This window comes from Metabacillus sp. 113a (assembly GCF_050107635.1).
Classification (GTDB): domain Bacteria; phylum Bacillota; class Bacilli; order Bacillales; family Bacillaceae; genus Metabacillus_B.
Map to the genome: position 1 here is coordinate 703,749 of NZ_JBNILJ010000001.1, position 26,123 is coordinate 729,871.

28 protein-coding genes are annotated in these 26,123 nt (G+C 45.1%); all 28 read right to left on the reverse strand.

The genetic code is table 11. The annotated features are described in order from the left end of the window. Window positions 1-25: 25 nt before the first annotated feature. A complete protein-coding gene (fliL, locus tag ACQCVE_RS03660) occupies window positions 26-451 on the reverse strand; it encodes a flagellar basal body-associated protein FliL (RefSeq protein ID WP_426844443.1) in 426 nt (141 codons plus the stop codon). Further along, a complete protein-coding gene (locus tag ACQCVE_RS03665) occupies window positions 444-665 on the reverse strand; it encodes a flagellar FlbD family protein (protein WP_426844444.1) in 222 nt (73 codons plus the stop codon). Before ACQCVE_RS03665 ends, fliL begins: the two co-directional genes overlap by 8 nt. Window positions 666-704: 39 nt before the next feature. Then, the gene (gene flgG / locus ACQCVE_RS03670; protein ID WP_426861648.1) at window positions 705-1,499 is read right to left on the reverse strand and encodes a flagellar basal body rod protein FlgG; all 795 of its coding nucleotides are present in this window, start codon (window positions 1,497-1,499) and stop codon (window positions 705-707) included. 77 nt (window positions 1,500-1,576) lie between these two features. Beyond that, on the reverse strand, window positions 1,577-1,933 hold the full coding sequence (locus ACQCVE_RS03675; protein WP_426861650.1) for a TIGR02530 family flagellar biosynthesis protein: 357 nt from the start codon (window positions 1,931-1,933) through the stop codon (window positions 1,577-1,579). 1 nt (window position 1,934) lies between these two features. Further along, on the reverse strand, window positions 1,935-2,390 hold the full coding sequence (flgD, locus tag ACQCVE_RS03680) for a flagellar hook assembly protein FlgD (RefSeq protein WP_426861652.1): 456 nt from the start codon (window positions 2,388-2,390) through the stop codon (window positions 1,935-1,937). Between the two features lie 12 nt (window positions 2,391-2,402). Continuing rightward, entirely contained in the window at window positions 2,403-4,616 is a 2,214-nt protein-coding gene (locus ACQCVE_RS03685) for a flagellar hook-length control protein FliK (RefSeq protein WP_426861654.1), read from the reverse strand. A 2-nt stretch (window positions 4,617-4,618) separates the two neighbouring features. After that, on the reverse strand, window positions 4,619-5,200 hold the full coding sequence (locus tag ACQCVE_RS03690) for a MotE family protein (protein ID WP_426861655.1): 582 nt from the start codon (window positions 5,198-5,200) through the stop codon (window positions 4,619-4,621). 11 nt (window positions 5,201-5,211) lie between these two features. After that, entirely contained in the window at window positions 5,212-5,655 is a 444-nt protein-coding gene (gene fliJ, locus ACQCVE_RS03695; RefSeq protein WP_426844450.1) for a flagellar export protein FliJ, read from the reverse strand. Continuing rightward, entirely contained in the window at window positions 5,655-6,974 is a 1,320-nt protein-coding gene (gene fliI, locus ACQCVE_RS03700; RefSeq protein WP_426861657.1) for a flagellar protein export ATPase FliI, read from the reverse strand. Before fliI ends, fliJ begins: the two co-directional genes overlap by 1 nt. Then, window positions 6,971-7,720, reverse strand: coding sequence for a flagellar assembly protein FliH (gene fliH, locus ACQCVE_RS03705; RefSeq protein ID WP_426861659.1), 750 nt, complete (start codon window positions 7,718-7,720; stop codon window positions 6,971-6,973). The genes fliI and fliH overlap by 4 nt, the downstream gene beginning before the upstream one ends. Beyond that, window positions 7,713-8,729, reverse strand: coding sequence for a flagellar motor switch protein FliG (gene fliG / locus ACQCVE_RS03710; protein WP_426844453.1), 1,017 nt, complete (start codon window positions 8,727-8,729; stop codon window positions 7,713-7,715). The genes fliH and fliG overlap by 8 nt, the downstream gene beginning before the upstream one ends. 12 nt (window positions 8,730-8,741) lie before the next feature. Continuing rightward, window positions 8,742-10,334, reverse strand: coding sequence for a flagellar basal-body MS-ring/collar protein FliF (gene fliF, locus ACQCVE_RS03715; RefSeq protein ID WP_426861661.1), 1,593 nt, complete (start codon window positions 10,332-10,334; stop codon window positions 8,742-8,744). Between the two features lie 55 nt (window positions 10,335-10,389). Continuing rightward, window positions 10,390-10,692, reverse strand: coding sequence for a flagellar hook-basal body complex protein FliE (gene fliE, locus ACQCVE_RS03720; protein WP_426861663.1), 303 nt, complete (start codon window positions 10,690-10,692; stop codon window positions 10,390-10,392). Window positions 10,693-10,704: 12 nt separating this feature from the next. Then, entirely contained in the window at window positions 10,705-11,148 is a 444-nt protein-coding gene (flgC, locus tag ACQCVE_RS03725; protein ID WP_426861665.1) for a flagellar basal body rod protein FlgC, read from the reverse strand. Window positions 11,149-11,152: 4 nt separating this feature from the next. Next, entirely contained in the window at window positions 11,153-11,539 is a 387-nt protein-coding gene (flgB, locus tag ACQCVE_RS03730) for a flagellar basal body rod protein FlgB (RefSeq protein ID WP_426861667.1), read from the reverse strand. A 228-nt stretch (window positions 11,540-11,767) separates the two neighbouring features. Next, window positions 11,768-12,547, reverse strand: a complete 780-nt coding sequence (gene codY / locus ACQCVE_RS03735; protein WP_426844458.1) for a GTP-sensing pleiotropic transcriptional regulator CodY — start codon at window positions 12,545-12,547, stop codon at window positions 11,768-11,770. 31 nt (window positions 12,548-12,578) lie between these two features. Further along, on the reverse strand, window positions 12,579-13,976 hold the full coding sequence (gene hslU, locus ACQCVE_RS03740) for an HslU--HslV peptidase ATPase subunit (RefSeq protein ID WP_426844459.1): 1,398 nt from the start codon (window positions 13,974-13,976) through the stop codon (window positions 12,579-12,581). A 16-nt stretch (window positions 13,977-13,992) separates the two neighbouring features. Then, window positions 13,993-14,535, reverse strand: coding sequence for an ATP-dependent protease subunit HslV (gene hslV, locus ACQCVE_RS03745; protein WP_426844460.1), 543 nt, complete (start codon window positions 14,533-14,535; stop codon window positions 13,993-13,995). Window positions 14,536-14,561: 26 nt separating this feature from the next. Next, complete coding sequence (gene xerC, locus ACQCVE_RS03750) at window positions 14,562-15,461, reverse strand: tyrosine recombinase XerC (RefSeq protein WP_426861669.1); 900 nt, start codon at window positions 15,459-15,461, stop codon at window positions 14,562-14,564. 60 nt (window positions 15,462-15,521) lie between these two features. Beyond that, window positions 15,522-16,832: an FADH(2)-oxidizing methylenetetrahydrofolate--tRNA-(uracil(54)-C(5))-methyltransferase TrmFO gene (gene trmFO, locus ACQCVE_RS03755; RefSeq protein WP_426844462.1), complete on the reverse strand. Its 1,311-nt coding sequence runs from the start codon at window positions 16,830-16,832 to the stop codon at window positions 15,522-15,524. A 58-nt stretch (window positions 16,833-16,890) separates the two neighbouring features. Further along, window positions 16,891-18,963, reverse strand: a complete 2,073-nt coding sequence (gene topA, locus ACQCVE_RS03760) for a type I DNA topoisomerase (protein ID WP_426861671.1) — start codon at window positions 18,961-18,963, stop codon at window positions 16,891-16,893. Window positions 18,964-19,309: 346 nt separating this feature from the next. Beyond that, window positions 19,310-20,212, reverse strand: a complete 903-nt coding sequence (gene dprA / locus ACQCVE_RS03765) for a DNA-processing protein DprA (RefSeq protein ID WP_426844464.1) — start codon at window positions 20,210-20,212, stop codon at window positions 19,310-19,312. 66 nt (window positions 20,213-20,278) lie between these two features. Beyond that, on the reverse strand, window positions 20,279-21,184 hold the full coding sequence (gene sucD, locus ACQCVE_RS03770) for a succinate--CoA ligase subunit alpha (RefSeq protein ID WP_426844465.1): 906 nt from the start codon (window positions 21,182-21,184) through the stop codon (window positions 20,279-20,281). Window positions 21,185-21,201: 17 nt separating this feature from the next. Then, entirely contained in the window at window positions 21,202-22,362 is a 1,161-nt protein-coding gene (gene sucC, locus ACQCVE_RS03775; protein WP_426844466.1) for an ADP-forming succinate--CoA ligase subunit beta, read from the reverse strand. 163 nt (window positions 22,363-22,525) lie between these two features. Then, complete coding sequence (locus tag ACQCVE_RS03780; protein WP_426861673.1) at window positions 22,526-22,825, reverse strand: EscU/YscU/HrcU family type III secretion system export apparatus switch protein; 300 nt, start codon at window positions 22,823-22,825, stop codon at window positions 22,526-22,528. Beyond that, window positions 22,822-24,258 (reverse strand): hypothetical protein, encoded by a 1,437-nt coding sequence (locus ACQCVE_RS03785; RefSeq protein ID WP_426861674.1) that lies wholly within the window; start codon window positions 24,256-24,258, stop codon window positions 22,822-22,824. The genes ACQCVE_RS03780 and ACQCVE_RS03785 overlap by 4 nt, the downstream gene beginning before the upstream one ends. A gap of 12 nt (window positions 24,259-24,270) precedes the next feature. After that, window positions 24,271-25,032 (reverse strand): ribonuclease HII, encoded by a 762-nt coding sequence (locus tag ACQCVE_RS03790; protein WP_426844469.1) that lies wholly within the window; start codon window positions 25,030-25,032, stop codon window positions 24,271-24,273. Window positions 25,033-25,255: 223 nt separating this feature from the next. Then, window positions 25,256-26,113: a ribosome biogenesis GTPase YlqF gene (gene ylqF / locus ACQCVE_RS03795; protein WP_426861676.1), complete on the reverse strand. Its 858-nt coding sequence runs from the start codon at window positions 26,111-26,113 to the stop codon at window positions 25,256-25,258. Window positions 26,114-26,123 lie beyond the last annotated feature (10 nt).

Consider the following 26,123-nt stretch of genomic DNA (forward strand, 5'->3'; position numbering starts at 1 on the left):
ACCTCCTGTAAACGCGGAAATTGAATTATTGGAGTATAAAGGAGGTAGTATAGACCTTCTCAACTTTTCCTTCGTGCATCAGCTTATTAATGCTGGCCATAAATTTTTTCTTTAGTGATTCTTTTCCGGCTTTGCCCGATAGCTCCTCAGCTTTCATGGTGCTGAGCTCCGAGATGATTACGTCCTTCACCTGAAACTCTCTTTTTTCCAATTCCTCTTTAGCTTCTTTTGAATCTGTTTCAAGTTTAAGTGAAATCCTCACAATGTTTCCGCTAGCCAGGTTTGTTGTCAGTTCAGGTACTTCCACAGTAGCCTCCACAATTTCATCGATTGACGGAGCACCGCTCGCTTCTTTTTCAAAAACGTTCGTAACAACCGCCAGCGCGGCTACTCCAATAAGAGTGATCGAGGTTATGATGATAAACATGATCGATAATAGCTTTTTATTCATTTTCATGCTCCCTTAGCTTATTTGCTGAGGCTAAAAGGCCGATTTGACTGTAAAAGACCGTTATGTGCCGCACAACTTCCTCTTCCTTTTCCATTACGATAAATTTCCTGCCATTCGTAAGAGTGATGGCGGTATCAGGAAAGGACTCAACCTGCTCTATCTGCAGGGCATTTAAATAGAAAGGCTGTCCGTTTAACCGGGTCACTTTAATCATAAGTTCGGGAACAGCTTCAGGCTGTTCCCTGCCCCCCATCTATCGTTTGAGATTCATAAGCTCCTGCAGAATTTCATCAGAAGTGGTAATGATTTTTGTATTGGACTGGAAACCCCTTTGAGCGACGATCATTTCAGTAAATTCCTCTGAAAGGTCAACGTTTGACATTTCGAGCATTCCGGATTGGATCAGACCGGTTCCATTTTCTCCTGGGTCTCCCGCAGTCGCTGCACCGGAGTTGTTCGTAGGGCTATACAGATTAGCACCTGTTTTCTCCAAACCGCCCGGGTTAGGGAATTTTGCAATCTGTATCGTGCCGGCTTCCAGCAGGTTCCCATTCACATCTACAAAGGACACACTTCCATCCTGCCCAACGCTCATGCTTTTAGCATCTGTAGGGATATTGATTATACCGCCATCACCCTGGAGGTAAAGCCCTTCCGAGTTTACGACGTTACCAGTGTTGTCCAAATAGAAATTTCCTGATCTTGTGTAAGACGTATTAGGATCAGTAGACGATTTCACTTGGAAAAATCCATCTCCGGCAATAGCAAGATCCAGGTTTCTCCCGGTAGACTGTAAGCTTCCGCTCGTATGAATGGTATCGATTGTAGCAATCTGTGACCCAAGACCTACCTGGCTCGGGTTCGTTCCCCCGAGCCCATTAGCAGGCTGAGTTGCTGCAGAAACCGACTGGCTGTACAAATCCTGGAATACAGTACGTCCTTTTTTGAATCCGTATGTGTTTACGTTTGCGATATTGTTCCCGATAACATCCAGCTTTGTTTGAAAGTTTTTCATTCCGCTTACGCCTGAGTATAGTGATCTTAACATTGTTTATTCCCCCATTTTTTTGGCTGGCTGCTTCATTCCATCCGCAGCCCGGCTTCCCTTTAGCGGGTCCGGCCGTTTTAGTCCAGTATAATTGTTCCGTTTATGTTCGTGAAAATCTGTGAAACTGCTTCTTTGCGGTTCATGGCTGTAATCACCGTTGAATTTTTGACACTGACGATAAAGGCTGCTTCCTTGGAGAGAATGAGTGCATCGTTTATTCCCTTTTGCTTCGCGTCTTCCATTTTTTCTTTCATTTTCATCCATGTTTCATCCGGCATGGTGATGCTGCGTTCCTCAAGCCGGAGCTGTGCATGCTTGCTGATCGTAATTTTTTGTTCCAGAAGAGATTGAAAGGATTGATCAGCTGGCTTGGGTTTTGTTTTCACCAGCAGTGAAAGCGGGTGCTGCTGAAGGTGATCAATGCGTTTTGGCATTTCATTCACCGCCTTTATCTGACACCCTCACGATTTCATCCGAGTAGATTATCGTTCCATCCATCAGCTCAAGCGCCACTTCGTTATTTTTCTGGCTAACCGCCTTTACCTGCTGTATACCTTCTTTTGATACTTCATTTCCTTGATCATCTTTCTCTTTATAGGAATAGGAAATTTCCTTTCCAATGAGAGAACTGTATTGAAGAATCTTGCTTCCTGACTGGTTTTTCAAAAAGTCCTGCATAGTGTTGTTCATGTTGGTCATTTGCTCCAGTGAAGAAAAGGATGCCATTTGCGCAATGAATTCTTTATCCTCCATCGGGTTAAGCGGGTCTTGATTTTGAAGCTGGGTCATCAGGATTTTAAGGAATTCATCCTTCCCTAACTGATCATTAGGCTTTCTTTCTTCTTTTATTAAACTTGAGAGCATATAGGATGAATCAATTTTCGTTTCCATAGCGGCCTCCTTTTACATTTCATTCGCCAGCTGCTCTAGAAGGGAATCTTCAAATGAACGTTCATCTGGATCTTCCTGCTGTCTTTGGCGCTGGGATGGTTCTCTTTGCCGTTCTCCCGAAGACTGCTGATGGTCATCGTGTTTCTGCGAAGAGGCAAATGATTGAACAACCTCAATTTTTTCCATTTGAATCTGCTGACCGGATAGCCCTTGCTTTAATTGATGTATATGGGTTTCGATTGCTTCTTTTACGAGAAGGCTTGCGGCAGTGAACTTCGCTGACCATTTTCCGTCCGACTGCATAATTTCAATCCTCAGCTCTCCAAGTCTCTCTGGATAAAGCTTAAGGAACAGCTTTTCAGAAGACTGAAACGTTGAGAATCTGCTGTTAGACAGCAGTTTTTGAATTTGCTGAATCAGGTCTTGCTGGTTTACATTACCTGCAGGTCCTTCGGTTTTAACAAATAGTGAGAACTGCTCCACTTTCGTTAAAGCGCTTTGTGGGATAAAGGATGATTTATCGGAATCTGTCATCTTTCCCCCCGTTTCTGTGGTGTCTTTCAGCTGAACTTGATCTGATTGACTAAATCCGGAAAGGGCAGATTGGTTCAGGCCTTGTGTTTTATAAGGGGCCATCCCAAATCTGTTTGCTTCAGCAGGAAAGCTGATGCCTTCCTTTCTATATCTTATTTGCTCAGCAGCTTGACCATCTTGCTGTCTTACATACGTTTGTACTGGCTGACTGGAATGCTGTATCGGCTGCAAAGTAAGAGGATGCTGCTGAAGGGTCCTGATGCGCAGAGGTTCCAGTACACCGGCCAGTCCTTCCGGCAGCTTGTTCAATAGTGACTGCAGTCCCGTATTATCTGCAAGAAATGTCCCCTTCCACTGGGATCCGGTTTTAACCAGCTCAACCTTCAGTTCCCCCAGATGCTCAGGAACAAGCTGAAAAACAAAGGTTTTATGCGTTTCAAAAGGCTGAAAAGACATCCGTGCTAAGTGCTCGCTGACTTGTGAGGTTAAAGCTCTCCCAACGTCTGTGCTGTTTGCTGCAGTCAGAGGGTAAGGGAGTTCAATTATACCGTCAGCTAAAGCGTTCATCGGTTTTGGATTTTGGGTGATGCCGGTCTCTTCAGCGAACTTCAGATCAGGAAGAACATTTTTATAATCAGCGGGTAATTCTTCCTCTGTACGATGGATGCTTAATCCCGCTTGCATGTTCTCCATGCTTGTTTCGGCTGCCAGCCACTGAATGGCGGAGGGGTAGGCAGGATCGGCTTCAACAGCTGACATTCGATTTCCTAATTTAGCTTCCCCATCAGTTTGATTCATCTGGCTTCCCATGAGCAGAACAGGCACTGAAAATAATTGAAGCTGGTTATGCTTAGATCCAGCCGGCTCCTGTACTGCTTGAAATTCACTCTGTGGTTCCGCACCGTTCAACAGCACTGGTTTTTGAACGTGGCTTTCCATAAGTACACCAATATTTGAGTACTGGTGACTAGTACTTGGCCCGTCTGCCGCTCTTGATGAGTTCTGAAGCGGTTCTTCCCCGGAAGGATGCGAGGAGATTCCCGGCATGTCTGCAGCGCTGTGTTTCTCCAAAATGGTCCGCGTTGAAACTTGGGAGTTTATTTCTGGCCCTTCTGCAACTTTTAACAGCTTCTGAAGCGGTTCTTCCCCATAAGTATGCGAGGAGATTCCCGGCATGTCTGCAGGGCTATGTTTCTCCAAAATGGTCCGCATTGAAACTTTTGGGTTCAATTCTGGCCCTTCCGTCGCTTTTAACAGGTTCTGAAGCGGTTGTTCCGCGCGAGGAAACTGGCCCTTCGACAGCCTTTCAGCCAGAGCATGGATATTGCTTGCGTTCCCATTCAGTGTTAGAACAGCAGGTTCACTCTTTTCAGCAGCAGTGTAAAGCGTGTCCACGATGTCGGAAAGAATGCCTTCCATGATGCTTTGATCTGGAACTGCAGCCTGTTCTTCAGACTGTGAAGCTAGTTCTCCTTGAAGGAGATGAATGAGTTCGAGCGCTTCTGATTCGCTCAAGTGAATCAAGTGTTTTTCAGTTCCTGAGGAAGGATACTCCGGGCTTTTTTCCTGGCCGATGGCGGATCCTTTGATGGTAATCCCCAGGTAGGCACCGAATGCAGATTCAGCAGGTTTTACTGCTGGAAGGCTGTTCGGTTGAACTGCTTGCTGCAGCTGCATAACAGCACGGATCATGTTTATTCACCTCCTTCAAAACTGGCCATCATTTCTGTATACAGTGCTGCATTTTCTGGAGTCATTTTTTCAAGGATGCCGGTGATCTGCTCATCCTTCATAGAGCTGAGTATGGTTTTTGCATCTTTTTCGCTCAGCAGGGGAAGGATTTCCGCTGCTTTGCCGGCAGACATTTCCTCATATAGCTTCGAAATATCCTTTTGGGCGGTTTTGCTGTTTTTGGCTTCTTCGATCTGAATTTTGAGGTCTTCCACTTCTTTAGTTAAACTTGCAATCTTTTTATCTTTTAAAAGAACATCATTTTCCATCGCTTTTATTTCCTGCTTTTGCTTGCTGATTTCATCTGTTAGGTCCTTATTGGGAGCGGCATCAGATTTTTGCAGATTCGTCTGGCCGGTGCTTTTTTCTGGTACATCCATTTTGGTTTCTTCACTTTTTCCAGCAAGCTGCATGACAGATCCGCCAATATCATATCCTGCCACTGAAAGGATGACCGCAATCAGGGCAATCGTAAAAGCAAGCGGGATCAAAATGACGAATATGAACCATTGCATCCACCCATATTCCTTTTTGCTTTCTTCCATATTTCCTCCACCTATATTTCCCGATACATGTACGATCGAATGGAGAGATCATCCATGTTCTTCGTCTCATTGTTTTTTTCCAGAACTTTAATTTTTTCAAAATCGCGTTCTTTCATTTTCTCAAACTTTCTAACCTCAGCATTGCTTTCCATCAGTACTTCCTGTTTATCCTGCATTCTTTTTCTGCTGATAAATACAAGCTTCTGATGATAATCAATCGCTTTTTCCAAATTGGTTACAAATTGCTGATAATGGCGGATTTCCTGAATCTGCATCCCGCTCTCGAGCTTTACCTTCGTATTTTCTTCAAGAACTTCCTTTTTCTTCATGGAATCGTATAGTTTTTCTGCGGCTGACTCAAAGTCCTGTACGGACCGGTTGTATTCCGAAAGACGCTGCTCCTTTTCATTTTCCCTTAGTTCCAGAATCTTCTGGAAACGAAACGCGTATTCCATCAGTTGTGATTCAGCTCCATTTTCATAAATAATTGGGTAACACTTTCTGCCAGTGTGACATTTTCATGTACTTCCTGCTTTAAAAAGCCCAGAATCTCAGGGTAGAGTCTAATGGATTCATCTATTTGAAAGGAAGAACCTTTTTTGTAGGCGCCAATGTTAATCAAATCCTCTGAATTGAGATAAGTAGAGAGGGATTCCCGGAGCTTGCCGGCAGCTTGCTTATGCTCTGAAGGAACGAGCTGATTCATGACCCGGCTGATGCTTTTCAGTACATTAATGGCCGGAAACTGCCCTTTGTTGGCAAGCTCGCGATCCAAAACAAAGTGTACGTCCAATATTCCCCTTACCGTGTCTGCAATCGGTTCATTCATATCGTCTCCATCCACAAGGACGGTATAAAAAGCCGTAATGGAACCATTCTCGTTTGTACCGGCCCGTTCAAGGAGCTTCGGAAGGATTGCAAAGACCGAAGGCGTATAGCCTTTCGTCGTGGGAGGCTCTCCGATGGCAAGACCGATTTCCCTTTGGGCCATGGCGACCCTCGTTACCGAATCCATCATCAGCATGACATTCCTGCCCGTATCACGGAAGTACTCGGCAATTGCCGTTGCAGTATAGGCAGCCTTCATCCTCATCAAAGCTGGCTGATCTGAAGTAGCCACAACAACGATTGATCTCTTTAGGCCCTCGGGCCCTAAATCGCGCTCGATGAACTCCCTAACTTCTCTTCCTCGTTCCCCCACCAGTGCGATGACATTAAGATCCGCCTTCGTATTTCTCGCAATCATTCCCATCAGCGTGCTTTTCCCGACGCCGCTTCCCGCAAAAATTCCTACCCGCTGACCTTTTCCGACTGTGAGCAAAGAATCGATTACCTTCACCCCGACCTCCATCGGTTCATTGATCGGAGGCCGCTTCATAGGATTCGGAGGAGCCTGGTCCGATGGAACATACGACAGCCCTTTTGGAAGCGCGGCATCATCGAGCGGCATACCGAGTGCATCAAGAACGGTTCCGATCAGCGGAACACCGGCTCTAATTCTAAGAGGCTCTTTCGTCGCCTCGACTATGCTTCCCGGTGAAATATCTGAAACGGGGGAAAAGGGCATGAGCAGGATATTTTCTTCTTTAAACCCGACTACCTCGGCCGGTATTTTTTTAATTTTTCCTGACCCGGTGTGGATATAGCATAAATCCCCTATGGAGCTGGCGGGGCCTCTGGATTCAATCATTAAGCCGACTACCCTTTTCACCTTGCCGTAACGCTTATAGGAATCAAGCATATCAATTGTATTCAGCAGGTCCGCTGCTTTCATGAGGATCCTCCTTCACCTAGTCTTTCAAGAAGCTGCTGCTCCAGCTGACTCAGCTGGGTTTCGACAGAAGCATCAATCCGTCCGAATGAACTTTCAACGTAACAGTCAAAAGAAGAAAGGCTGTCATCCATATAAAGAAATAATTCCTGTTCAGTTGTGAGAAGCTGTTTTAGCTCTTCTTTTTGGGAACGTACATATTCATAGCGGTCCGGATGGACAAATATTTTGATTTCATCGTAATCTTTGACTTCCTTTAAAAGCTGCTTAACCATCTCTTTCATCTTATCGGGGTTGTCTTCCAGGATCGACCCAATCACTTTTTCGGCCATTCTTGCAGCAAGGGAGACAATGGTTTCCTCCGAGGAAGCGATTCTTTCCAGGTAATCCTCTCTGGATAAGGATACTAGCCGATTCGCTTCCTGAATGAGTCCTCCCATTTGTTCCAGTCCATCTTGCCTGCCGTAATTCAGCCCTTCCTTATAGCCTTCTTCTCTTGCTTTTTCCTCCAGAACGAGCCGTTCCTGCTCCCAGCTGCTCTTTTCAGCTTCCAGAGCCAGTCGCATTTCATCTGCTTCTTCTCTTGCCCGGCTGATCAGTTTTTCGCTCATCAATCTTGCGTTTTGAAGGAATTCAGGCTCTTCACTCTTTTCCTGGAAGAATAGTCTTTCGTCCATTTTAATGATGGGCACCAGTTCAGGAGAAACCGCTTGTTTCAAAGAATATCGGGACTTGATCAGCTTAGACAATGATATCGTCTCCTCCGCCTCTGGCAATTACAATTTCACCGTTCTCCTCAAGACGTCTGATCACACCGACAATCCTCGATTGGGATTCTTCAACATCCCGTAATCGGACCGGCCCCATATACTCCATTTCTTCTTTGAATGTTTCGGCCATTCTGGTAGACATATTTTTGAAAACAATGTCTCTTACTTCTTCACTCGCCACTTTAAGAGACAGTTTCAGATCTTCATTGTCCACATCCCGGATTACGCGCTGAATCGCCCGGTTATCAAGAGTCACAATGTCTTCAAAGACGAACATTCTCTTCTTAATTTCTTCAGCCAGTTCCGGGTCCTGTATTTCCAGAGCATCGAGAATGGTTCGCTCTGTACTGCGGTCCACGCCGTTCAACACTTCCACTACTGCTTCCACCCCGCCGGTCTGAGTATAATCCTGCGTAAATGCAGAGGAGAGTTTCTTCTCAAGAACCTGTTCGACCTCATTGATGATTTCAGGGGAGGTTCTGTCCATAACGGCAATCCGCCTTGCAATATCTGCCTGGACTTCCTGGGGAAGCTCAGACAGAATCTGACCCGCCTGCACCGGATCCAGATAAGATAGAATCAGAGAAATCGTTTGCGGATGCTCGTTTTGGATAAAGTTCAGTATTTGCGTTGGTTCTGCTTTTCTGGCAAAATCAAATGGCTTCACCTGCAGCGTAGAGGTTAACCGGCTGATTATCGATACTGCCCGTTCCTCGCCCAATGCCTTTTGAAGCACTTCTTTTGCATAGGCAATGCCGCCGGATGAGATAAAATCCTGAGCCATTGCGATTTCATGAAATTCTTCTACGATATCTTCCTTTTTTGAGGAATCCACTGTCCGGACTCCGGAAATCTCAAGCGTGAGTCTCTCAATTTCTTCCTCGGAAAGATGTTTATAAACAGAAGCTGAAACGTCCGGTCCCATGGAAATAAGGAGTATGGCCGCTTTTTGCTTTCCGGATAACTTTGTTTGATCTCTTCTTGCCACGTCCGTTCCTCCTTAATCCTCAGAGAGCCAGGTTCTGAGCAGCTTCGCAAAATCTTCCGGCTTTTCTTTTGCTAGTTTTTCGAGCTGTTTCCGTCTTACATCGCCTTCAGTTTCACTGTCGTTATTTACATCAGGCACATGAAGCGGCGCAGTCGTTACAATCTCCTCGTAATACTCTTCATCATTCGTTTTTCTTTTTCTGAATAAGAGGATGATCAGAAGAATGATAACCGCCAGCAAAATGCCGCCTGCGACATACACCCAGATTGGAATGCCGGCAGATTCCGTACTTTCAAGCGGCTGAAGCTTTCCTTCAAAGGGCTGAACGGATACGACAATTTTACTTTCAATATCCTCGTCTGAGATGGGTTCAGCATTTTCTTCCTTATTTATGGAAGTCCGCACGATCGCTGAGAGCATTTGTCTGATATCCTCAACCCGCTCCTCCGGAATAGATTCCGGATTTTCAGGGTTAGGCGGCTCGACCATCACTTGTATTCCCAAATCCCTTATTTTATAAGGACTCTCTGTAATTTGTTTTTTAATGCGGTTTACTTCATTGTTTATCCGCTCTTCAGTCCGCTCGTAATCGCCCTCTCCATTCCGGGCAGATTCTTCATAGTTCGGAATATCGCCTTCATTTGTGCCTGCTGTACCGCCGGCTGCCTCAGCCCCGTTTCCGGTATAGGCTTCAGTAATTCTTTCGGCGCTGACCTGAATGCCCTCCATGTTTTCTTCATCTACAGGCTCTACGAGATTTTCTTCCCGGTTTTCCTGAGTAAAATCCAGGTCTGTTGTAACGGAAACGACAACCTTATCCTGACCGATCATGGTTCCAAGCATCTTTTGAACCTGCTGCTGCAAATCACGCTCTATGCCGTTTTTAATGTCATATTGTGTGGCAAAATTGCTTACCGCCGGGTCGCTGTCTTTATTTTTGTCAAAGTAATTAAAATTGTTGTCCATTATGACGATATTATCAGCAGGAAGGTTCGGTACACTCTTGGATACGAGATGATAAAGAGAGTCCACTCTCGTCTGGTCCAGATTGGTACCGGGCTGCATAGTCACCACTATGGAAGCAGATGCCTGTTCTGCTTCCTCCCCTACAAACACCGTTTCCTGAGGGAGATTAATCATGACACTCGCATCACGGACTCCCTCAATTCCTTTAATAAGGTTGGATAGCTCCGTTTGAGTAGCCTTCAGCTTTAACACATCAAACTCATTATCTGTCATTCCAAACCCTACATTTTGACCGAAAAAGGAATAATCAATCGATCCGCTTTCAGGAAGTCCTTCGGCTGCAAGATCAACTTTAAGGCTGTTGACCATTTCAGCTGGCACGAGGATTGAAGTGCCATTATCGGCAATTTCAGACTGCACGCCTCTTCCATCGAGTGTTTCCTTGATCTGACCTGCTTCTTCAAGTGTCAATTCATTGTAGAGCGGAACCAGGTTCGGCCTTGATAAAAAGAAGCCCAGCACCGCGATGGCTATGACCGCTCCCAGAAACCCCCCAATGATCATCCCTTTTTGCCCTTTTGACTTGCTCCTCCAGTATTGGAGGATTTTCTCACCCGCATTTCTTATCTTTTGATTCATTCTTACTGTTCCCCCGGTTCTGATGACGACTCGTTAAAAGGCGGCAATAGTCATCTTACATTTGCATACGCATGATTTCCTGATATGCTTCTATCGCTTTATTTCTCATTTCTACTGCAGATAACAGGGTCACGCTGGCTTTTTCTGCTGCAATCATGACATCCTGCAGTTCAACATTCTGGCCGTTCGCAAGTGCGTTTGTCATGCTATCTGATTCCATTTGTGTCCGGTTTACTTCATTCAAGGCATTCTTCAGCATCTCTCCAAACTGGCCAGGCTGTGTTCCCCCTGCAGACTGAGCTGTAGGGCCTGATGGCGCGATTGCCTGAAGAGATGCGGGGCTAATTCCGTTTATCATCCTTGTTCATCCTCACTTTCCGATTTCCAATGCTTTGAGAAGCATGCTCTTGGAAGCGTTAAAGACAGTCACATTTGCTTCATAAGAGCGGGTGCTGCTGATTAAGTCGGTCATTTCTTTCAGCGGGTCTACGTTCGGCATCCGAACGTAGCCCTGATCATCTGCATCAGGGTGAGCAGGGTCGTAAACCAGTTTAAAAGGCGATTCATCTTCGCTGATTTTAGTTACTTCCACTCCGCTGCCGGCCATTCCGTTTCCGGCTCTTGAAAGCATGGACGAAAAGCTGTTTTTTTCCTTGACTTCAACCATTTTACGCTGATACGGCTGCCATTCTCCATCCACAAGCTTTCCTCTTGCGGTCTCCGCATTGGCGATATTGGATGATACGACATCCATTCTAAGCCTTTGGGCTGTAAGGGCAGATGCGGCAGTGTTTAATGTGTTAAAAATCGTCATATGTTTACCTGCCTCCTGTTAAAACGGTCTGCAATGATTTGAACTTTCCATTAAGCCTGTCGACCAGGGCATTGTATTGAATTTGATTTTTTGCCAAATCCGCCATTTCCGAGTCAATGTCTACTCCGTTGCCGTTTGCGTGATAGGCGCTGTCCTTGTTTTTTATGACGGCTCCTCCAGTAGAGGTTTTGGAAAAATCGATATGTCTCACATCTGTTTTGTTCGCCTGTATGTTGGACATTTCCCTGGTTAAAAGGCTGCCGAAGGAGACTTTCTTAGCTTTAAAGCCTGGAGTATCTGCATTTGCAATGTTATTTGATATAACTTTTTGCTGTATATTGGTTGTTTTGAGTGCATTTTCAAGAGTTGTCACTGTATTCGAAAAAAGCAATAACCTAACCCCCACAATAGTTCTAAGACATTCGTATGTTGTTCATGTCGAAAAATGTTAAATCTATACTGTTATTGTAGTGATATATGGGCTTAAAGTCTATGAAGTTCTTGTAAATTTTCGTGCTTATATTGTTCTATTTTTTGAACGGGACTTTAGTCCTATAAAACATAAGTATTTATGCTCACATAAATAAAAAGACACTCCATTATGGAGTGTCTTTTTTCGTTAATTTGATTTTAAACGTTCCAATTCCATGAGAAATTTGTCATTAAGCACTTTTATATACGTCCCTTTCATACCAAGAGAACGCGATTCAATCACACCTGCACTTTCCAGCTTGCGCAGTGCATTTACAATTACTGAACGGGTAATTCCAACACGGTCAGCAATTTTACTTGCTACCAGGAGTCCTTCACTGCCGTTCAGTTCTTCAAAGATATGCTCGATTGCTTCAAGTTCACTGTAAGAAAGAGAGCTTATAGCCATTTGCACGACAGCCTTGCTTCTTGCCTCCACTTCAATCTCCTCGGCTTTTTCCCTTAAAATCTCCATTCCGACAACAGTTGCCCCATATTCACCCATAATCAGGTCATCATCCTCAAATTGAGCTTCTAAGCGGGCAAGGATCAGCGTACCGAGCCTTTCTCCTCCGCCGATGATTGGGACAATTGTCGTTAGCCCGTTTTTGAACAGGTCGCGGTTTTCAACAGGGAAAGCCGTATATTCACTGTATACATCCAAATTTGATGAAGTTTCTGATACCTTAAATAAGTTTTTTGTATATTCCTCAGGGAACTGTCTGTCTTCAAGCATCTGTTTCATCCGCTCATGTTCAATTTGCTGATTAATGGCAAATCCGAGGAGCTTGCCTCTTCTGCTGACAATAAATATGTTTGCTTCAATTACTTCACTTAGTATTTCTGACATTTCTTTAAAGTTAACCGGTTTTCCGGCCGCTTTTTGCAGCATTGCATTAATCGTTCTCGTTTTCTCTAGTAAAGCCATGATTGGGTTTCCTCCTAAAAATAATCAATCTCTATAAGATAAATTGGCTTAAATCTTTATTGTTTGCGATTTTCCCCAGTTTTTCTTCAACATATTGCGGGGTAATCGATATTTGATCCATCGTAACGTCCGGAGCTTCGAATGAAAGATCTTCGAGCAGCCGCTCCAGAATGGTATGTAGTCTTCTTGCTCCAATATTATCTGTATCCTGATTGACATGGTATGCAACATCTGCAATCTTACGAATAGCATCGTCAGAAAATTCAAGTTTTATACCTTCTGTTTCCAGTAAAGCCTTATATTGTTTAAGAAGAGCATTATCCGGTTCGACAAGAATCCTTACGAAATCCTCTGCAGTCAGCTTCGTCAATTCCACCCGGATTGGAAATCTCCCTTGAAGCTCAGGGATTAAATCAGATGGTTTGGCCATATGGAATGCTCCTGCTGCGATAAACAAAACATGATCTGTCTTGACCGGACCGTATTTGGTTACGACCGTTGAGCCCTCAACAATAGGAAGGATATCACGCTGTACTCCTTCCCTTGACACATCAGCGGAGCCGCCGCCGCTGTTCTTTTTGGCAATTTTGTCTATTTCATCAATGAAAATAATTCCGGACTGTTCTGCTCTTGAAACGGCTTCCTGAGTCGCTTCTTCCATATCAATCAGCTTTTGTGCTTCTTCATTCTGTAGAACTTTTCTGGCTTCTTTAACCGTAAGCTTCCGCTTTTTAGTTTTTTTAGGCATAAAACCGCTGAGTGCATCCTGCATGTTCATGCCCATCTGTTCCATACCCGAGCCCTGCAGCATATCAAACATGGACGGCTGCTGCTCTTCCACCTCGACCGTTACATACCGGTCTTCCAGCTCACCCATTCTGAGCTGGTGATCCATTTTCTTTCTCCGTTCAGCCAAATCCGAGTCATCATCGTAGGATGTTTGCTGCTCCTGGGTCTGGGTGCCTCCAAAAAGCATTTCGAAAGGATTTTTGTTTTGCTGGTTTTTCTTCTTGGATGGGACGAGAAGTTCAACAAGGCGCCGATTGGCATTTTCTTCCGCTGAACCTTTCACTTCACTCATTTTTTCTTCCTTCACGATGCGGATGGAACTTTCCATTAGATCTCTGACCATGCTTTCAACGTCTCGTCCTACATAGCCTACTTCTGTGAATTTTGTCGCTTCGACTTTAATAAAAGGTGCTCCGACAAGCTTAGCGATCCGTCTCGCGATTTCCGTTTTTCCGACTCCGGTAGGTCCGATCATTAAAATGTTTTTAGGAACGACTTCATCCTTTAGGGAATCGGTTAACAGACTTCTTCTGTAACGGTTTCGGAGGGCAACTGCTACTGCCCGTTTTGCATCATTTTGTCCAACAATGTATTGATCCAGGCGTTCAACAATTTGACGGGGTGTTAATTGGCTTTTCATCTTTACCAATCCCTTCCTACAGCTCTTCTACAATCACATTGCCATTTGTATACACACAGATTTCTCCAGCAATCCGGAGTGCTCCTTCAGCAATTTCCCTTGCAGTCAAAGTCTCGCCGCTATAGCGTTTCAAAGCTCTGCCGGCCGATAGAGCGTAATTTCCTCCAGAACCGATAGCCAGGATCCCATCGTCAGGTTCAATGACTTCTCCGGTTCCGGATATGAGAAGCAGATCTTCTTTGTTCATAACAATCAGCATTGCCTCCAGGCGTCTGAGCACTTTATCGCTCCGCCACTCCTTAGCCAGTTCCACTGCTGCCCGCTGAAGATTTCCATTATACTCCTCCAGACGGCCTTCAAACATCTCGAATAAAGTGAAAGCATCGGCAACTGAACCTGCAAATCCCGCGACAACTTTCCCGTTAAATAATCTGCGTACTTTTCTTGCCGTATGCTTCATTACAACAGCATTGCCGAATGTGACCTGACCGTCTCCAGCCATCGCCCAGCCGTCATTATGGTGGATCGCAAAAATTGTGGTTGCATGGAATTCGCCCATATTCAATTCCTCCTCTAATAAACAGGTTATGCTCTAGGATGATGAGACATATACGTCTTCTTCAGCTGGTCCTTAGAAACATGTGTATAAATTTGTGTGGAGGATAGATGGGAATGCCCCAGCAGCTCCTGAACACTTCGCAAGTCTGCGCCTTCATTTAAAAGATGGGTAGCAAACGTATGACGAAACATGTGCGGATGAATATGTAGGTTTGCAGATGATTTCTTAACCAATTCGTTTAAAATATGCCTGATTCCGCCGGGTTTCAGCGGATTGCCTCGGCTGTTGACAAAGATGGACTCACTTTCAGCCGTGTTTTGAACAAGCTTTTTTCTGCCGTCATTCAAGTACAGCTCTAATGCATCCTGTGCAAAGCTTCCGAATGGGACATATCTCTGCTTGCTCCCTTTGCCTGTTACTAAAATCGTTCCCATAAACAAATCTGCATCCCGGATTTTCATGCCCGCACATTCGCTTACCCTTATCCCTGTTGCGTAAAGCATTTCCAGCAGGGCCTGATTGCGCTGGCCCAGGGGGGTGTTCAGATCTGAAACCGAAAACAGGAGCTCCAGTTCCTGTTCGTAAAGAAAGTTTGGAATTCTCCCTTCTTTCTTCGGCAGAGATACGAGAGCAAACGGATTTTCCGTCAGCAGCTTTTCACGGTTGAGAAACTTATAGAAACTTCTGAGACTTGAAATCTTTTTAGAGATGGTTTTTCTTGCCAGTTTACTTTGATGAAGTTTAGTTAGATAGAGCCTAATATCCTGGTAGGTGACAAGATCTAGACCAGCAATCCCCTCTTCCTGCATAAAAACAGAGAATTCATCAATATTTGCAGTATAATTCACAATTGTATATTGTGAATAGTTTTTCTCAATTTGTAAATATTCTACGAACAAAATTAAACATTTCTTAACATTTTCCATTTCATCACCTCACAAGGGCGATTAAATGTTATCACATTGTAACCGCCCTTGCAATGAATATTAAATCGTTTTCGAAATTTTTTGAATTGTTTCCAACGCTCTTTCTGCGTACGCTTCATACCGGTCTTTTTTAACTTTTATCCGTTTAGGAAGCTCCGGGAGAATGCCAAAGTTGGCGTTCATTGGCTGAAAGTTATCTGGGTTGGCATTTGTAATATAATTTGCCATGCTCCCGAGCGCTGTTTCTGCCGGGAGAACGACGAGCTCCTTGCCAAGAACGAGATTTGCCGCATTAATACCGGCCAAAAGGCCTGACGCAGCAGATTCTACATACCCCTCGACTCCGGTCATTTGCCCTGCAAAGAACAGGTCATCCCGGTGCTTGGACTGATAGGTTGGCTTTAAGAGGTTCGGAGAATTGATAAAGGTGTTGCGGTGCATTACCCCGTAACGGACGATTTCAGCATTTTCAAGTCCCGGGATCAGCTTAAGCACCTCTTTTTGAGGGCCCCATTTTAAATGTGTCTGAAAACCGACAATATTATAGAGGGTGCCTGCGGCATCATCCTGCCGAAGCTGGACAACAGCGTAGGGCCGCTTCCCTGTTTTGGGATCTTCGAGTCCTACCGGCTTCATCGGTCCGAAAAGCATCGTCTTCTTGCCTCGTTTTGCCATAACTTCAATCGGCATGCAGCCTTCAAAGAAAATTTCCTTCTCAAATTCTTTTAAAGGAACGGTTTCAGCTTCTATAAGCGCTTCGTAGAACCTGTCAAATTCCTCTTCATTCATCGGACAATTTAAATAGGCTGCTTCCCCTTTATCATAGCGTGATTTAAGATATACCTTTTCCAAATCAATGCTCTCTTTTTCAATAATCGGAGCTGCGGCATCATAGAAATAGAAATAATCTTCTCCAGTCAGCTTCTGCAGTTCATCCGACAGGGCTTTTGAAGTGAGGGGGCCTGTTGCGATGATGGTTGGCCCTTCCGGTATGCTCGTCACTTCTTCATTTCTGACTGTCACATTCGGGTGGTTTTTCACCCGCTCTGTCACAAGACCTGCAAATTCATGCCTGTCTACAGCCAGTGCTCCGCCAGCCGGAACCGCACAGTCGTCAGCAGATTTTATAATGACAGAGTTCAAATGCCTCATTTCTTCTTTTAACACACCCACCGCATTGGTCAGCGCATTTCCTCTCAGAGAGTTGCTGCAGACAAGCTCTGCAAACTTATCTGTATGATGGGCCGGAGTTTGCTTAACGGGTCTCATTTCAAATAAATGAACGTGAACGCCTCTTTCTGCCAGCTGCCAGGCCGCTTCACTTCCGGCCAGGCCGGCTCCAATTACATTAACAACAGTAGTCTGATTCATTTTCGTTTTTCCTCCCTGCAGATGCAAACAAAAAGAAGGTGAGCAAGAGGGCTCACCGTTACTTTTGCTGCTCTTCTTTGTAGTCACAGGCCGTACACTGGACTTGAACACCCTTTTTAAGCTTTTTCTCAACAAGCATCGCTTCACAGCGCGGACAATTTCTTGCAATCGGTTTATCCCAGGAAAGGAAATCGCATTCAGGATACCGGTCACAGCCGTAAAAAATTCTTTTTTTCTTGGATTTTCGTTCCACCACATTGCCCTTCTCACATTTTGGGCAAGGGACTCCGATATCTTTAACGATTGGTTTTGTGTTCCGGCAATCCGGGAAGTTGGAGCATGCCATAAACTTGCCGTAGCGTCCCATTTTTATAACCATCGGATTCCCGCATTCTTCACAGTCGATCCCGGCATATTCAGGCTTGATCTCGACCTCTTCCATTTCCGTTTCTGCGATGGTGATCCGTTTTTCGAAGTCCTTATAAAAATCATCAATGATTTTTACCCATTGGATATGCCCGTCTTCCACTTCATCGAGACTGTTCTCCATTCTCGCGGTAAATTCAACGTCAATGATTTCAGGGAAAAACTCTACAATCAGCTCCAGAACGATTTCACCGAGTTCGGTTGGGATAAACCGTTTGTTATCAAGTGATACATAGCCCCTTTTCTGAATGGTATCAAGAGTTGGAGCATATGTGGATGGACGGCCGATTCCAAGCTCTTCCAGCGTTTTAACAAGCCTCGCCTCTGTGTACCTTGGTGGCGGCTGTGTAAAGTGCTGCGCAGGTTCAATATCTTTGGAAAATACTTCATTGCCTTCCTTCAGATCAGGCAGGTAGCGGTCCTTCTCTTCAACCTGATCGTCATTCCCTTCTACATACACTTTCATAAAGCCCGGGAACTTAACCTTTGAACCGGTCGCTCTAAAGATAACTCCGTTATTATCCAGGTCAACGCTCATTGTGTCAAGCACAGCAGATGACATTTGGCTTGATACAAAGCGTTCCCATATCAGCTTATACAGACGGAGCTGATCGCGGCTTAAATACTCCTTCATAGAGGATGGATCTCTTAATGTAGATGTCGGACGAATCGCTTCATGAGCATCCTGAGCATTGGAGTTTTTCTTAGCTGTTTTTTTCATGCCAAGATACTCTTTTCCGTATTGCTGCTCGATATATCCAGAAGCTTCAGACTGGGCCGTTTCTGAAATCCTTGTGGAATCCGTTCTCATATAAGTGATCAGCCCGACAGTTCCTTCCTTGCCAAGATCGATTCCTTCATATAATTGCTGGGCAATCATCATCGTTTTCTTCGCTCTGAAATTTAATTTCCTGGCTGCTTCCTGCTGCAGGGTGGATGTGGTAAACGGGACAGCAGGATTCCGCTTTCTCTCTTTCTTCGTCACATTGGCCACTTCAAACGAATGGCCTTTTAGACGTGCGGTCACTTCTTTTACATCATCTTCAGTTTTGAGCTCCCGTTTTTTCCCGTCTATGCCGTAAAAAGACCCTTCAAACTGGTCTTTCCCCTTAAAAAACTGGCCCTCGATGCTCCAGTACTCTTCTGGAGTAAACGCGCCGATTTCTTTTTCCCTGTCAATAATCAGCCGGACAGCAACAGATTGAACACGGCCTGCGCTTAACCCTTTCTTGACCTTCTTCCAGAGAATCGGACTGATTTTATAGCCGACGAGTCTGTCAAGAATTCGTCTGGCCTGCTGGGCATCAACAAGGTCCATATTAATGGCTCTTGGATGTTTAAATGATTCTTTGATGGCATCTTTTGTGATTTCGTTAAAAACAACACGGCAATCTGAATGGACGTCAAGGTCAAGGCTGTGGGCAAGATGCCATGCAATCGCTTCACCTTCACGATCCGGATCGGCTGCGAGATATACTTTCTTTGCTTTTTTTGCCGCGGATTTCAGTTCTTTTAATACATCGCCTTTTCCGCGGATTGTAATGTACTTTGGAGTAAAGTTCTGTGTTACATCAACCCCGATTTGGCTTTTCGGCAAATCACGGACATGTCCCATAGAGGCTTTCACTTTAAATTTTTTCCCTAAATACTTTTCAATTGTTTTTGCTTTTGCAGGTGATTCTACAATTACAAGGTAATCTGACATACTTATGTCCCCCTCAAGAGGTAATCTCTCTCTTTGTATGTTACATGCAGCGGGATGCGATTAGATTTCCGCCCGCTGATTCCACTGGCTCATAAATGCAAAATACACGCCTTTGAAATTCCCGCGGGGCCCTGCCCTGCATATAGCTGTTTTTCACTGACGCTTGCAGGGCTGCCCCTGCTTTCCTCGGACTTAAAAAAGCGAATTATTGTCTGTTTCTTGAAATAAGCGTTTATAAAAGCTTAATGTAAGCATTTTTATTATTTGAAGTTAAATCCCCACTATTATTAAATATATATCATGCGTTTGTCAAACAGTAATTTCCGGTCCTCTGGTATTTTATTCCTTAATTCGGATGGATTGTCTCATTATTAACACCTGCAAACTCTTCAAGAATGTCCCGGTAATTCATTACAAGCTTTGCACCATCCTTAATCAATTCATTCGTTCCGTCCGAGGTGCTATCTGAAATTTTCCCCGGGATAGCAAACACTTCTTTCCCCTGTTCCAGTGCAAATTGCGCTGTTATCAAAGAGCCGCTGCGATGCTTGGCTTCCGGAATGAGCAGTCCTGATGACAAACCGCTGATCAGCCTGTTCCTTTCGGGAAAATGCCATTTTTGCGGCTTCATAGCTGGCGGATATTCAGACAGCAGCAGATGATTTTTACTGATATCCTGCGCAAGTTTTATGTTGGAGCGGGGATAGATATGCTGGAATCCCCCACCGAGGACTGCTATTGTTTTCCCTCCGTTATTAATTGCAAGACGGTGGGCAGCAGCATCAATCCCTTCTGCAAGGCCGCTGATAATGACGAATTTTTTTTTAATTAAGGGAACGAGAACTTTTGTAAGGGAGTCAAGTCCGTATGCTGTGCATGCTCTGGATCCTGCGACTCCCAGGGAGTGCTTCTGTAGCAGCAAGGAGACATCTCCTTTATAAAAAAGCAGGACTGGGGGATCTGGTATTTCTTTTAATCCGCGAGGGTAATATGAATCATTCATCGTCAGAAAGGAGACCCCTTCTTTTTCTAAGTTTTTCTGAATGTAAGCGGGCTCCAGCGATCGAAAATCTGCAGTAAATGCGCTTGAGGAATTTTGGGAAACCAGTCCCAGTGATAGGTAATCCGAAGGCTTTAGGCTAAGGAGAAGGCTTTTGGAAGGATCAATCAAGTATAGCTTTCTCAAGTTTGCAGGACTCAGTCCCCGGCAATGAGAAAGAAGGAGGAGTTTTTCTGTAACCGCGTTCACACGAGCACCCTTTCTGCATGAAATACGAATAAAAACGGGTGCGCTGCACCCGTTTCTACTATTTAATTATGAATGTGTTCTGCAGCTCTCATATATTCCTTTTTCTTTTAGAACAGATATGAGCGTTTCTCCCATGACTGAAGGCGTGTCCGCTACTTGGATGCCGCAAGCATTCATGGTTTTAATCTTTTCTTCTGCTGTTCCTTTGCCGCCGGAGATAATCGCGCCGGCATGCCCCATCCGCTTTCCTGGAGGAGCTGTCTGCCCGCCGATGAACCCTACTACCGGCTTTGTCATATTGGCTTTTACCCACTCTGCGGCTTCTTCTTCCGCTGTTCCGCCAATTTCTCCGATCATGATGACAGCATAAGTCTCAGGATCATCGTTAAAGGCTTTTAGCACATCGATAAAGTTGGTGCCGTTCACCGGGTCTCCTCCGATTCCAACAGCAGTGGACTGGCCGATTCCAGCCTGTGAAAGCTGATGAACAGCTTCATATGTAAGTGTTCCTGAACGGGAAACAACTCCCACATGGCCTTTCGTATGGATATATCCCGGCATAATCCCGATTTTACACTCATCCGGTGTGATGACACCCGGGCAGTTAGGACCGACCAAACGCGTCTTTTTGCCTTCCATGTAGCGCTTAACCTTGACCATATCCATGACCGGGATATGCTCTGTAATACAAATAACAAGGTCAAGCTCTGCGTCTACTGCTTCCATGATGGAGTCAGCTGCAAAAGGCGCTGGAACGTAAATGACGGATGCATTTGCACCTGTTTGATTTTTTGCGTCAATCACTGTATTAAATACCGGCACTCCTTCAACCTCTGTGCCGCCTTTACCAGGCGTAACTCCGCCCACAATTTTCGTGCCGTACTCAAGCATCTGCTTCGTGTGGAACAGAGCTGTTGATCCGGTAATACCCTGAACGATTACTTTTGTATCTTTATTAACGAAAACACTCATTTTCTCCCCCGCCTTTCTTAGCCTACTAAAGAAACGATTTTTTGAGCTCCATCCGCCATGGACTCAGCTGCTGTAATATTCAATCCTGAATCTTTTAGAATCTGCTTGCCCAGGTCAACGTTTGTTCCTTCAAGGCGGACAACCAATGGAATTTCAAGGCCAACTTGCTTTGTAGCTTCCACTACGCCCTCTGCAATGATGTCGCACTTCATGATACCGCCGAAAATGTTGACGAAGATTCCTTTAACATTCCGGTCGGACAAAATAATCTTGAACGCTTCGGTTACTTTCTCAGCCGTCGCACCGCCCCCAACATCAAGGAAGTTTGCGGGTTCTCCGCCATAGTAGTTGATAATATCCATTGTAGCCATCGCAAGTCCGGCTCCATTAACCATGCAGCCGATTTTTCCATCTAATGAGATGTAGCTCAGATCGTATTTCGATGCTTCAATCTCCTTCGCATCCTCTTCATCCAAATCTCTGTACTCGAGAACATCTTTTTGACGGTATAAAGAATTCGCATCGAAATTCAGCTTTGCATCAAGCGCCATTACTTTGCCGTCGCCTGTAACAACCAATGGGTTGATTTCTGCAATTGAACAGTCTTTCTCAGTGAACGCTTTGTATAAGCTCATCATAAATTTAGCCGCCTGGCCCACAAGCTCACGCGGGATGTTAATGTTGAATGCGATGCGGCGCGCCTGGTACATTTGCAGACCGACTGCCGGATCAACGGATTCTTTAAAAATTTTCTCAGGTGTTTTTTCTGCTACTTCTTCAATTTCTGTTCCGCCTTCTTCTGAAGCCATCAGTACGACTCTTGAAGAATCACGGTCCAGCACAAGACCCACATAATATTCCTTTTTAATGTCGCAGCCTTCCTCAATAAGTAAACGCTTGACTTCTTTTCCTTCAGGACCCGTCTGATGAGTAATCAGCGTTTTTCCTAAAATATCACTTGCGTATTCTTTTACCTCATCCAGATTTTTCGCAACCTTTACCCCGCCTGCTTTACCGCGGCCGCCTGCATGAATCTGTGCTTTTACCACAGTTACCTGTGTTCCCAGCTCTTTTGCTGCTTCAACTGCCTCTTCAACAGTGAAAGCCACTTTTCCATTTGGTACTGCGACCCCATATTTTCTGAGGATTTCTTTTCCCTGGTACTCATGGATATTCATTTCCCATCCTCCTAACCTATGTATCAGCTAAATTAGACTGCGCTTTCATTTTATAAAATAGTTGATTGGTTGTCTACCATTCCACTCAAAATCTTTAAATCCTTCAAAAGATTCGTAATTTTGAAGTGAAAATTATTTTTGTGAAAATATAAAAAATGTAGGATTAGGTTTCTTTGGAATGCTTAGCTTTGCTGTCGCCGGCACTTCTGTCCAGTTCATATAAATAAGCAAATATTTCAGCAACTACGGTATACAGCTCTTCGGGAATTTCCTGCTGGATCTCAAGCGTATGCAGAAGGGTGGCAAGAGATGGGTCTTCTTTGACAGGTACACCAGCCTTGATGGCACGGCTGATTATTTCATCCGCAATCAGGCCCTGTCCTTTTGCCGTTACCCTGGGCGCTTTCTGGCTTCCGTTTTCGTACTTAAGAGCAGCTGCCTTTCTCTTGCTGGAATCATTCATACTGTCCAATCGTATCCTTTTCGGGCAAAATGATGAGGTGCTGCCTCATCCAGCCCTTCTTTTATTAACTTCTTAAAAGCAATACCGGAAAACGTATAGGGAAGGTTCTCAAACCTGGTTTTAAGCAAGGCATTTGCAGCCGGAGACACAAAGAACATATCCGGTTCGGTGCTCACCGTTGCTGAGACAATCCGGTTTTGGATGTGGACATCCGCCATAACCGGTCCGAGACTGGATAGTTCGAGATAAAAGACAAGACGGCAAAAAGCAGGATCTATCGAATTGTCCGGGTTTTTTCTTAATTGAAAGCTTATTGAAACATCAGAACCGATCCGTTCATCCTGAATAGGGTAATGGTGCCATACGGCAGCGAATCCGGGCTGATCACTCTGTGCCAGCTGGTAGCCATTCAGTCTTGCTGCAAGCCTTTCTGATGCTTCAGCAGCGGGCCCTTTGCCGTTAACCGCCTGCTCAAGCAGCGTTCTGAATGTTTCACCGGATGCTTCCCCTAACCCCAACGTCTCTCTTAAAGCAGAAAACAGCCGGACCCATTCTTTAGGCTGGGATAAGACAGCCAGCTCTTTAGCTTTTTCTCTAAGCCAGGATTGTTCTTCCATGGAGAATAAGACCTCTTTTGAGCCGGGTGCCAGAGCAAGGCGGATCTGCTCTTCCGGAGGAGGATTCCCTTCCGCTTTTCTCAAAATTCCATCAGCCACATGATCGGGCTTCCCGAAAAGGCTTGCCTGACGGACCATATCCAGCAAATGCACAGCCTTTCTCTGATCGGTCAACGATAAGACGTTCTCGGTCATTTGCTTTAATCCCAATTCCGCTTGTGAAGGGTTAGGCTGCTTCCCCAATGCTGCGGATAAAGTCTGCAGGCTGTCTTTTATTGAGCCGCCTGACTTTGTCTCAAGCATTGCGGACAAAATTTCTTCTGTGACAGGCAGCTGTTTTTCAAATACAGCCGCAGCTGCTGACAGCCCATGAGGTTTTAAGCTCTCTGGCAGGCTTATAAGCCATTCTCCGGCTTTGCGCAATTGCTCTGCTGAAAAGGGGATATTTCCTCTTAGAAGGTGCTGTGCCAATTCTGAGTGCCTTTGCAGCACTTGGGAAAGGCGGCTGCTGGTTCCTGCAGAATTCAGGAGACCGGTATTTGAAGCCTGCTCCGAGTACTCGAGTTTTTCTAAGACCTTCAAAGCGAAAACGGATTGTTCCCTCCCTGAAGCCTGAAAAATATAGACAGCGCCTTTTGTAAGCGGAACATCCGCGTGGGCGAGCAGTTTGCGGTCTCCAATCTGGACTAATGCCCGCTGATTAGGATATAATTCCACTATTTTTCCTGAAGCGATCTGTCCAGGCTGCAGCGGCATGCGGGCATGCGGTCCGCTGCCTGAAAATGAAGGAAGACTTGAGAGTATCCGATCCAACATCTTTCCCTCCCATTAAAGAATTTCTTTTACAGGGCTAAAGGTTTTCCGGTGATGAGGAGTAGCTCCGTGCTGCCTTAGAGCCTGTAGATGCACCGCTGTTCCGTAGCCCATATTCCGGTCAAAACCGTAGCCGGGATAGGAATGCGACAATTTTTTCATTAAACGGTCCCGCGTCACCTTCGCGACGATTGACCCGGCAGCGATGGAAATGCTCCTCGCATCCCCCTTAATGATCTTTTCCTGCGGAATATCCAACTCAATTTCCATTGCATCTATCAGCAAATAATCAGGACCCATCTGCATGTCTTCAACAGCAAGCTTCATCGCTTTCTTAGCAGCCTGGTAGATATTGATCCTGTCAATCTCTTCTGCGTGCACAATCCCGACTCCGATGGCAAGTGCTTCTCTTTCAATGACCTCGAAAAAGAAATCCCTCTTTGTTTCTGACAGCTTTTTCGAATCATTGAGCCCTTCCAGATAAAAATCCTCAGGTAAAATAACGGCTCCTGCAACAACAGGTCCTGCAAGCGGTCCGCGTCCTGCTTCATCAATACCGGCTATGGATGTAAAACCTTTGGACCGGGCTGCATTCTCAAATCCTTTCAGTTCTTCAAAAACGAGTCTCAGTTCCTGCTTTTTTTGCAGCTTACGTCTGTGCCGTTCTGCCAGTCTTCTTACTGAAACCCTGCTATCCTGAAGCAGCCTGCTGAGCGAAGGATCGTGAAGACAGTCGATCCCCGTAATGATGGATTCTATTTCCTTTATCGTTTTCATATTGATCTTCCTTCATATGTATTATCGGGAGTGCTCATCAAAAATAAAGAGTTATGCAAAAAAGCAGGAGAAAAGACTGCCGGCCGGCTTATTTCTCTTTTTAGCACACAGCCCGGCTGTCCTTCTCCCTTTCTCAGCCCAAAATAAAAACCCAAGACTGCATAATATGGCAGCGTTCTTGAGTTTTCATTTTAAAACATTTTTTTAGGCATGGCGAAGAATTTTATCCGATTTCTTCCCCAGGTCTTTCAAATGATAGGGGGCCCATTTTTTCAGAACGGATTTCTCTCAGGACCAGCTCTGAGGTTTTATCGTAATCAATCATTCCTCCGCTCATCATGCAGCCCCTTTTAACCGCGATCTCATCAAAGAGAGGAACGATTTCTTCCGGTATACTCTCAAGCCCATAGCGTTCCTTGAGACGTTCCGGATAATGTTCTTTTAAAAATTGCAAAGCATAGACAGTTATATCCTGCAAGTTTAATATGGTATCTTTAATCGCTCCTGTTACAGCTAATTTGTATCCGACGAGCTGATCTTCAAATTTTGGCCAAAGGATACCCGGGGTATCAAGCAGTTCAATTTCCTTCCCGACCTTTACCCACTGCTGGGCCGTCGTCACACCTGGCCGGTCGCCTGTCTTCGCCATATTTTTCTTGGCAAGCCTGTTGATGAGCGTTGACTTTCCGACGTTCGGAATCCCAATAATAAGTGCTCTGATTGCTCTCTGCCGGACCCCCTTCGCTTCAAGGCGCTCAAGCTTGTCCTTCAGAACAACTTTGGATAAAGGCAGAATATCCTTTAATCCTTTTCCGGACTGGGCATCAAGCGGCAGCGCATGCATTCCTTTATCTTTAAAATAAGCGAGCCATTCCTTTGTAACTCTGGCATCTGCCATGTCCGCTTTATTCAGGAGAATAATCCGTGGTTTAGATGAAATGATTTCATCAATCATCGGGTTTCTCGATGACAAAGGGAGCCTTGCGTCTACCAGTTCATACACTATATCAATCAGCTTCAGCTTTTCCGTTACCTGCCTTCTGGCTTTAGCCATATGGCCGGGAAACCACTGTATCGCCATACTTACACCT

Excerpts from the sequence above, each read along its gene's own strand:
- fliI (WP_426861657.1), bottom strand. The coding sequence starts at position 6,974 with ATGAAAGCAGCGGACCTGCTGAATACAATTGATATGCTTGATTCCTAT.
- sucD (WP_426844465.1), bottom strand. The coding sequence starts at position 21,184 with ATGAGTGTTTTCGTTAATAAAGATACAAAAGTAATCGTTCAGGGTATT.
- topA (WP_426861671.1), bottom strand. The coding sequence starts at position 18,963 with ATGTCAGATTACCTTGTAATTGTAGAATCACCTGCAAAAGCAAAAACA.
- xerC (WP_426861669.1), bottom strand. The coding sequence starts at position 15,461 with ATGGAAAATGTTAAGAAATGTTTAATTTTGTTCGTAGAATATTTACAA.
- hslV (WP_426844460.1), bottom strand. The coding sequence starts at position 14,535 with ATGGGCGAATTCCATGCAACCACAATTTTTGCGATCCACCATAATGAC.
- ACQCVE_RS03685 (WP_426861654.1), bottom strand. The coding sequence starts at position 4,616 with ATGATCCGTGCTGTTATGCAGCTGCAGCAAGCAGTTCAACCGAACAGC.
- fliL (WP_426844443.1), bottom strand. The coding sequence starts at position 451 with ATGAATAAAAAGCTATTATCGATCATGTTTATCATCATAACCTCGATC.
- trmFO (WP_426844462.1), bottom strand. The coding sequence starts at position 16,832 with ATGAATCAGACTACTGTTGTTAATGTAATTGGAGCCGGCCTGGCCGGA.
- codY (WP_426844458.1), bottom strand. The coding sequence starts at position 12,547 with ATGGCTTTACTAGAGAAAACGAGAACGATTAATGCAATGCTGCAAAAA.
- ACQCVE_RS03790 (WP_426844469.1), bottom strand. The coding sequence starts at position 25,032 with ATGAAAACGATAAAGGAAATAGAATCCATCATTACGGGGATCGACTGT.
- flgD (WP_426861652.1), bottom strand. The coding sequence starts at position 2,390 with ATGGAAACGAAAATTGATTCATCCTATATGCTCTCAAGTTTAATAAAA.
- ylqF (WP_426861676.1), bottom strand. The coding sequence starts at position 26,113 with ATGGCGATACAGTGGTTTCCCGGCCATATGGCTAAAGCCAGAAGGCAG.
- fliJ (WP_426844450.1), bottom strand. The coding sequence starts at position 5,655 with ATGGAATACGCGTTTCGTTTCCAGAAGATTCTGGAACTAAGGGAAAAT.
- ACQCVE_RS03675 (WP_426861650.1), bottom strand. The coding sequence starts at position 1,933 with ATGCCAAAACGCATTGATCACCTTCAGCAGCACCCGCTTTCACTGCTG.
- hslU (WP_426844459.1), bottom strand. The coding sequence starts at position 13,976 with ATGAAAAGCCAATTAACACCCCGTCAAATTGTTGAACGCCTGGATCAA.
- flgG (WP_426861648.1), bottom strand. The coding sequence starts at position 1,499 with ATGTTAAGATCACTATACTCAGGCGTAAGCGGAATGAAAAACTTTCAA.
- ACQCVE_RS03780 (WP_426861673.1), bottom strand. The coding sequence starts at position 22,825 with ATGAATGATTCCAGCAAGAGAAAGGCAGCTGCTCTTAAGTACGAAAAC.
- sucC (WP_426844466.1), bottom strand. The coding sequence starts at position 22,362 with ATGAATATCCATGAGTACCAGGGAAAAGAAATCCTCAGAAAATATGGG.
- flgC (WP_426861665.1), bottom strand. The coding sequence starts at position 11,148 with ATGACGATTTTTAACACATTAAACACTGCCGCATCTGCCCTTACAGCC.
- ACQCVE_RS03690 (WP_426861655.1), bottom strand. The coding sequence starts at position 5,200 with ATGGAAGAAAGCAAAAAGGAATATGGGTGGATGCAATGGTTCATATTC.
- ACQCVE_RS03665 (WP_426844444.1), bottom strand. The coding sequence starts at position 665 with ATGATTAAAGTGACCCGGTTAAACGGACAGCCTTTCTATTTAAATGCC.
- ACQCVE_RS03785 (WP_426861674.1), bottom strand. The coding sequence starts at position 24,258 with ATGTTGGATCGGATACTCTCAAGTCTTCCTTCATTTTCAGGCAGCGGA.
- fliE (WP_426861663.1), bottom strand. The coding sequence starts at position 10,692 with ATGATAAACGGAATTAGCCCCGCATCTCTTCAGGCAATCGCGCCATCA.
- fliF (WP_426861661.1), bottom strand. The coding sequence starts at position 10,334 with ATGAATCAAAAGATAAGAAATGCGGGTGAGAAAATCCTCCAATACTGG.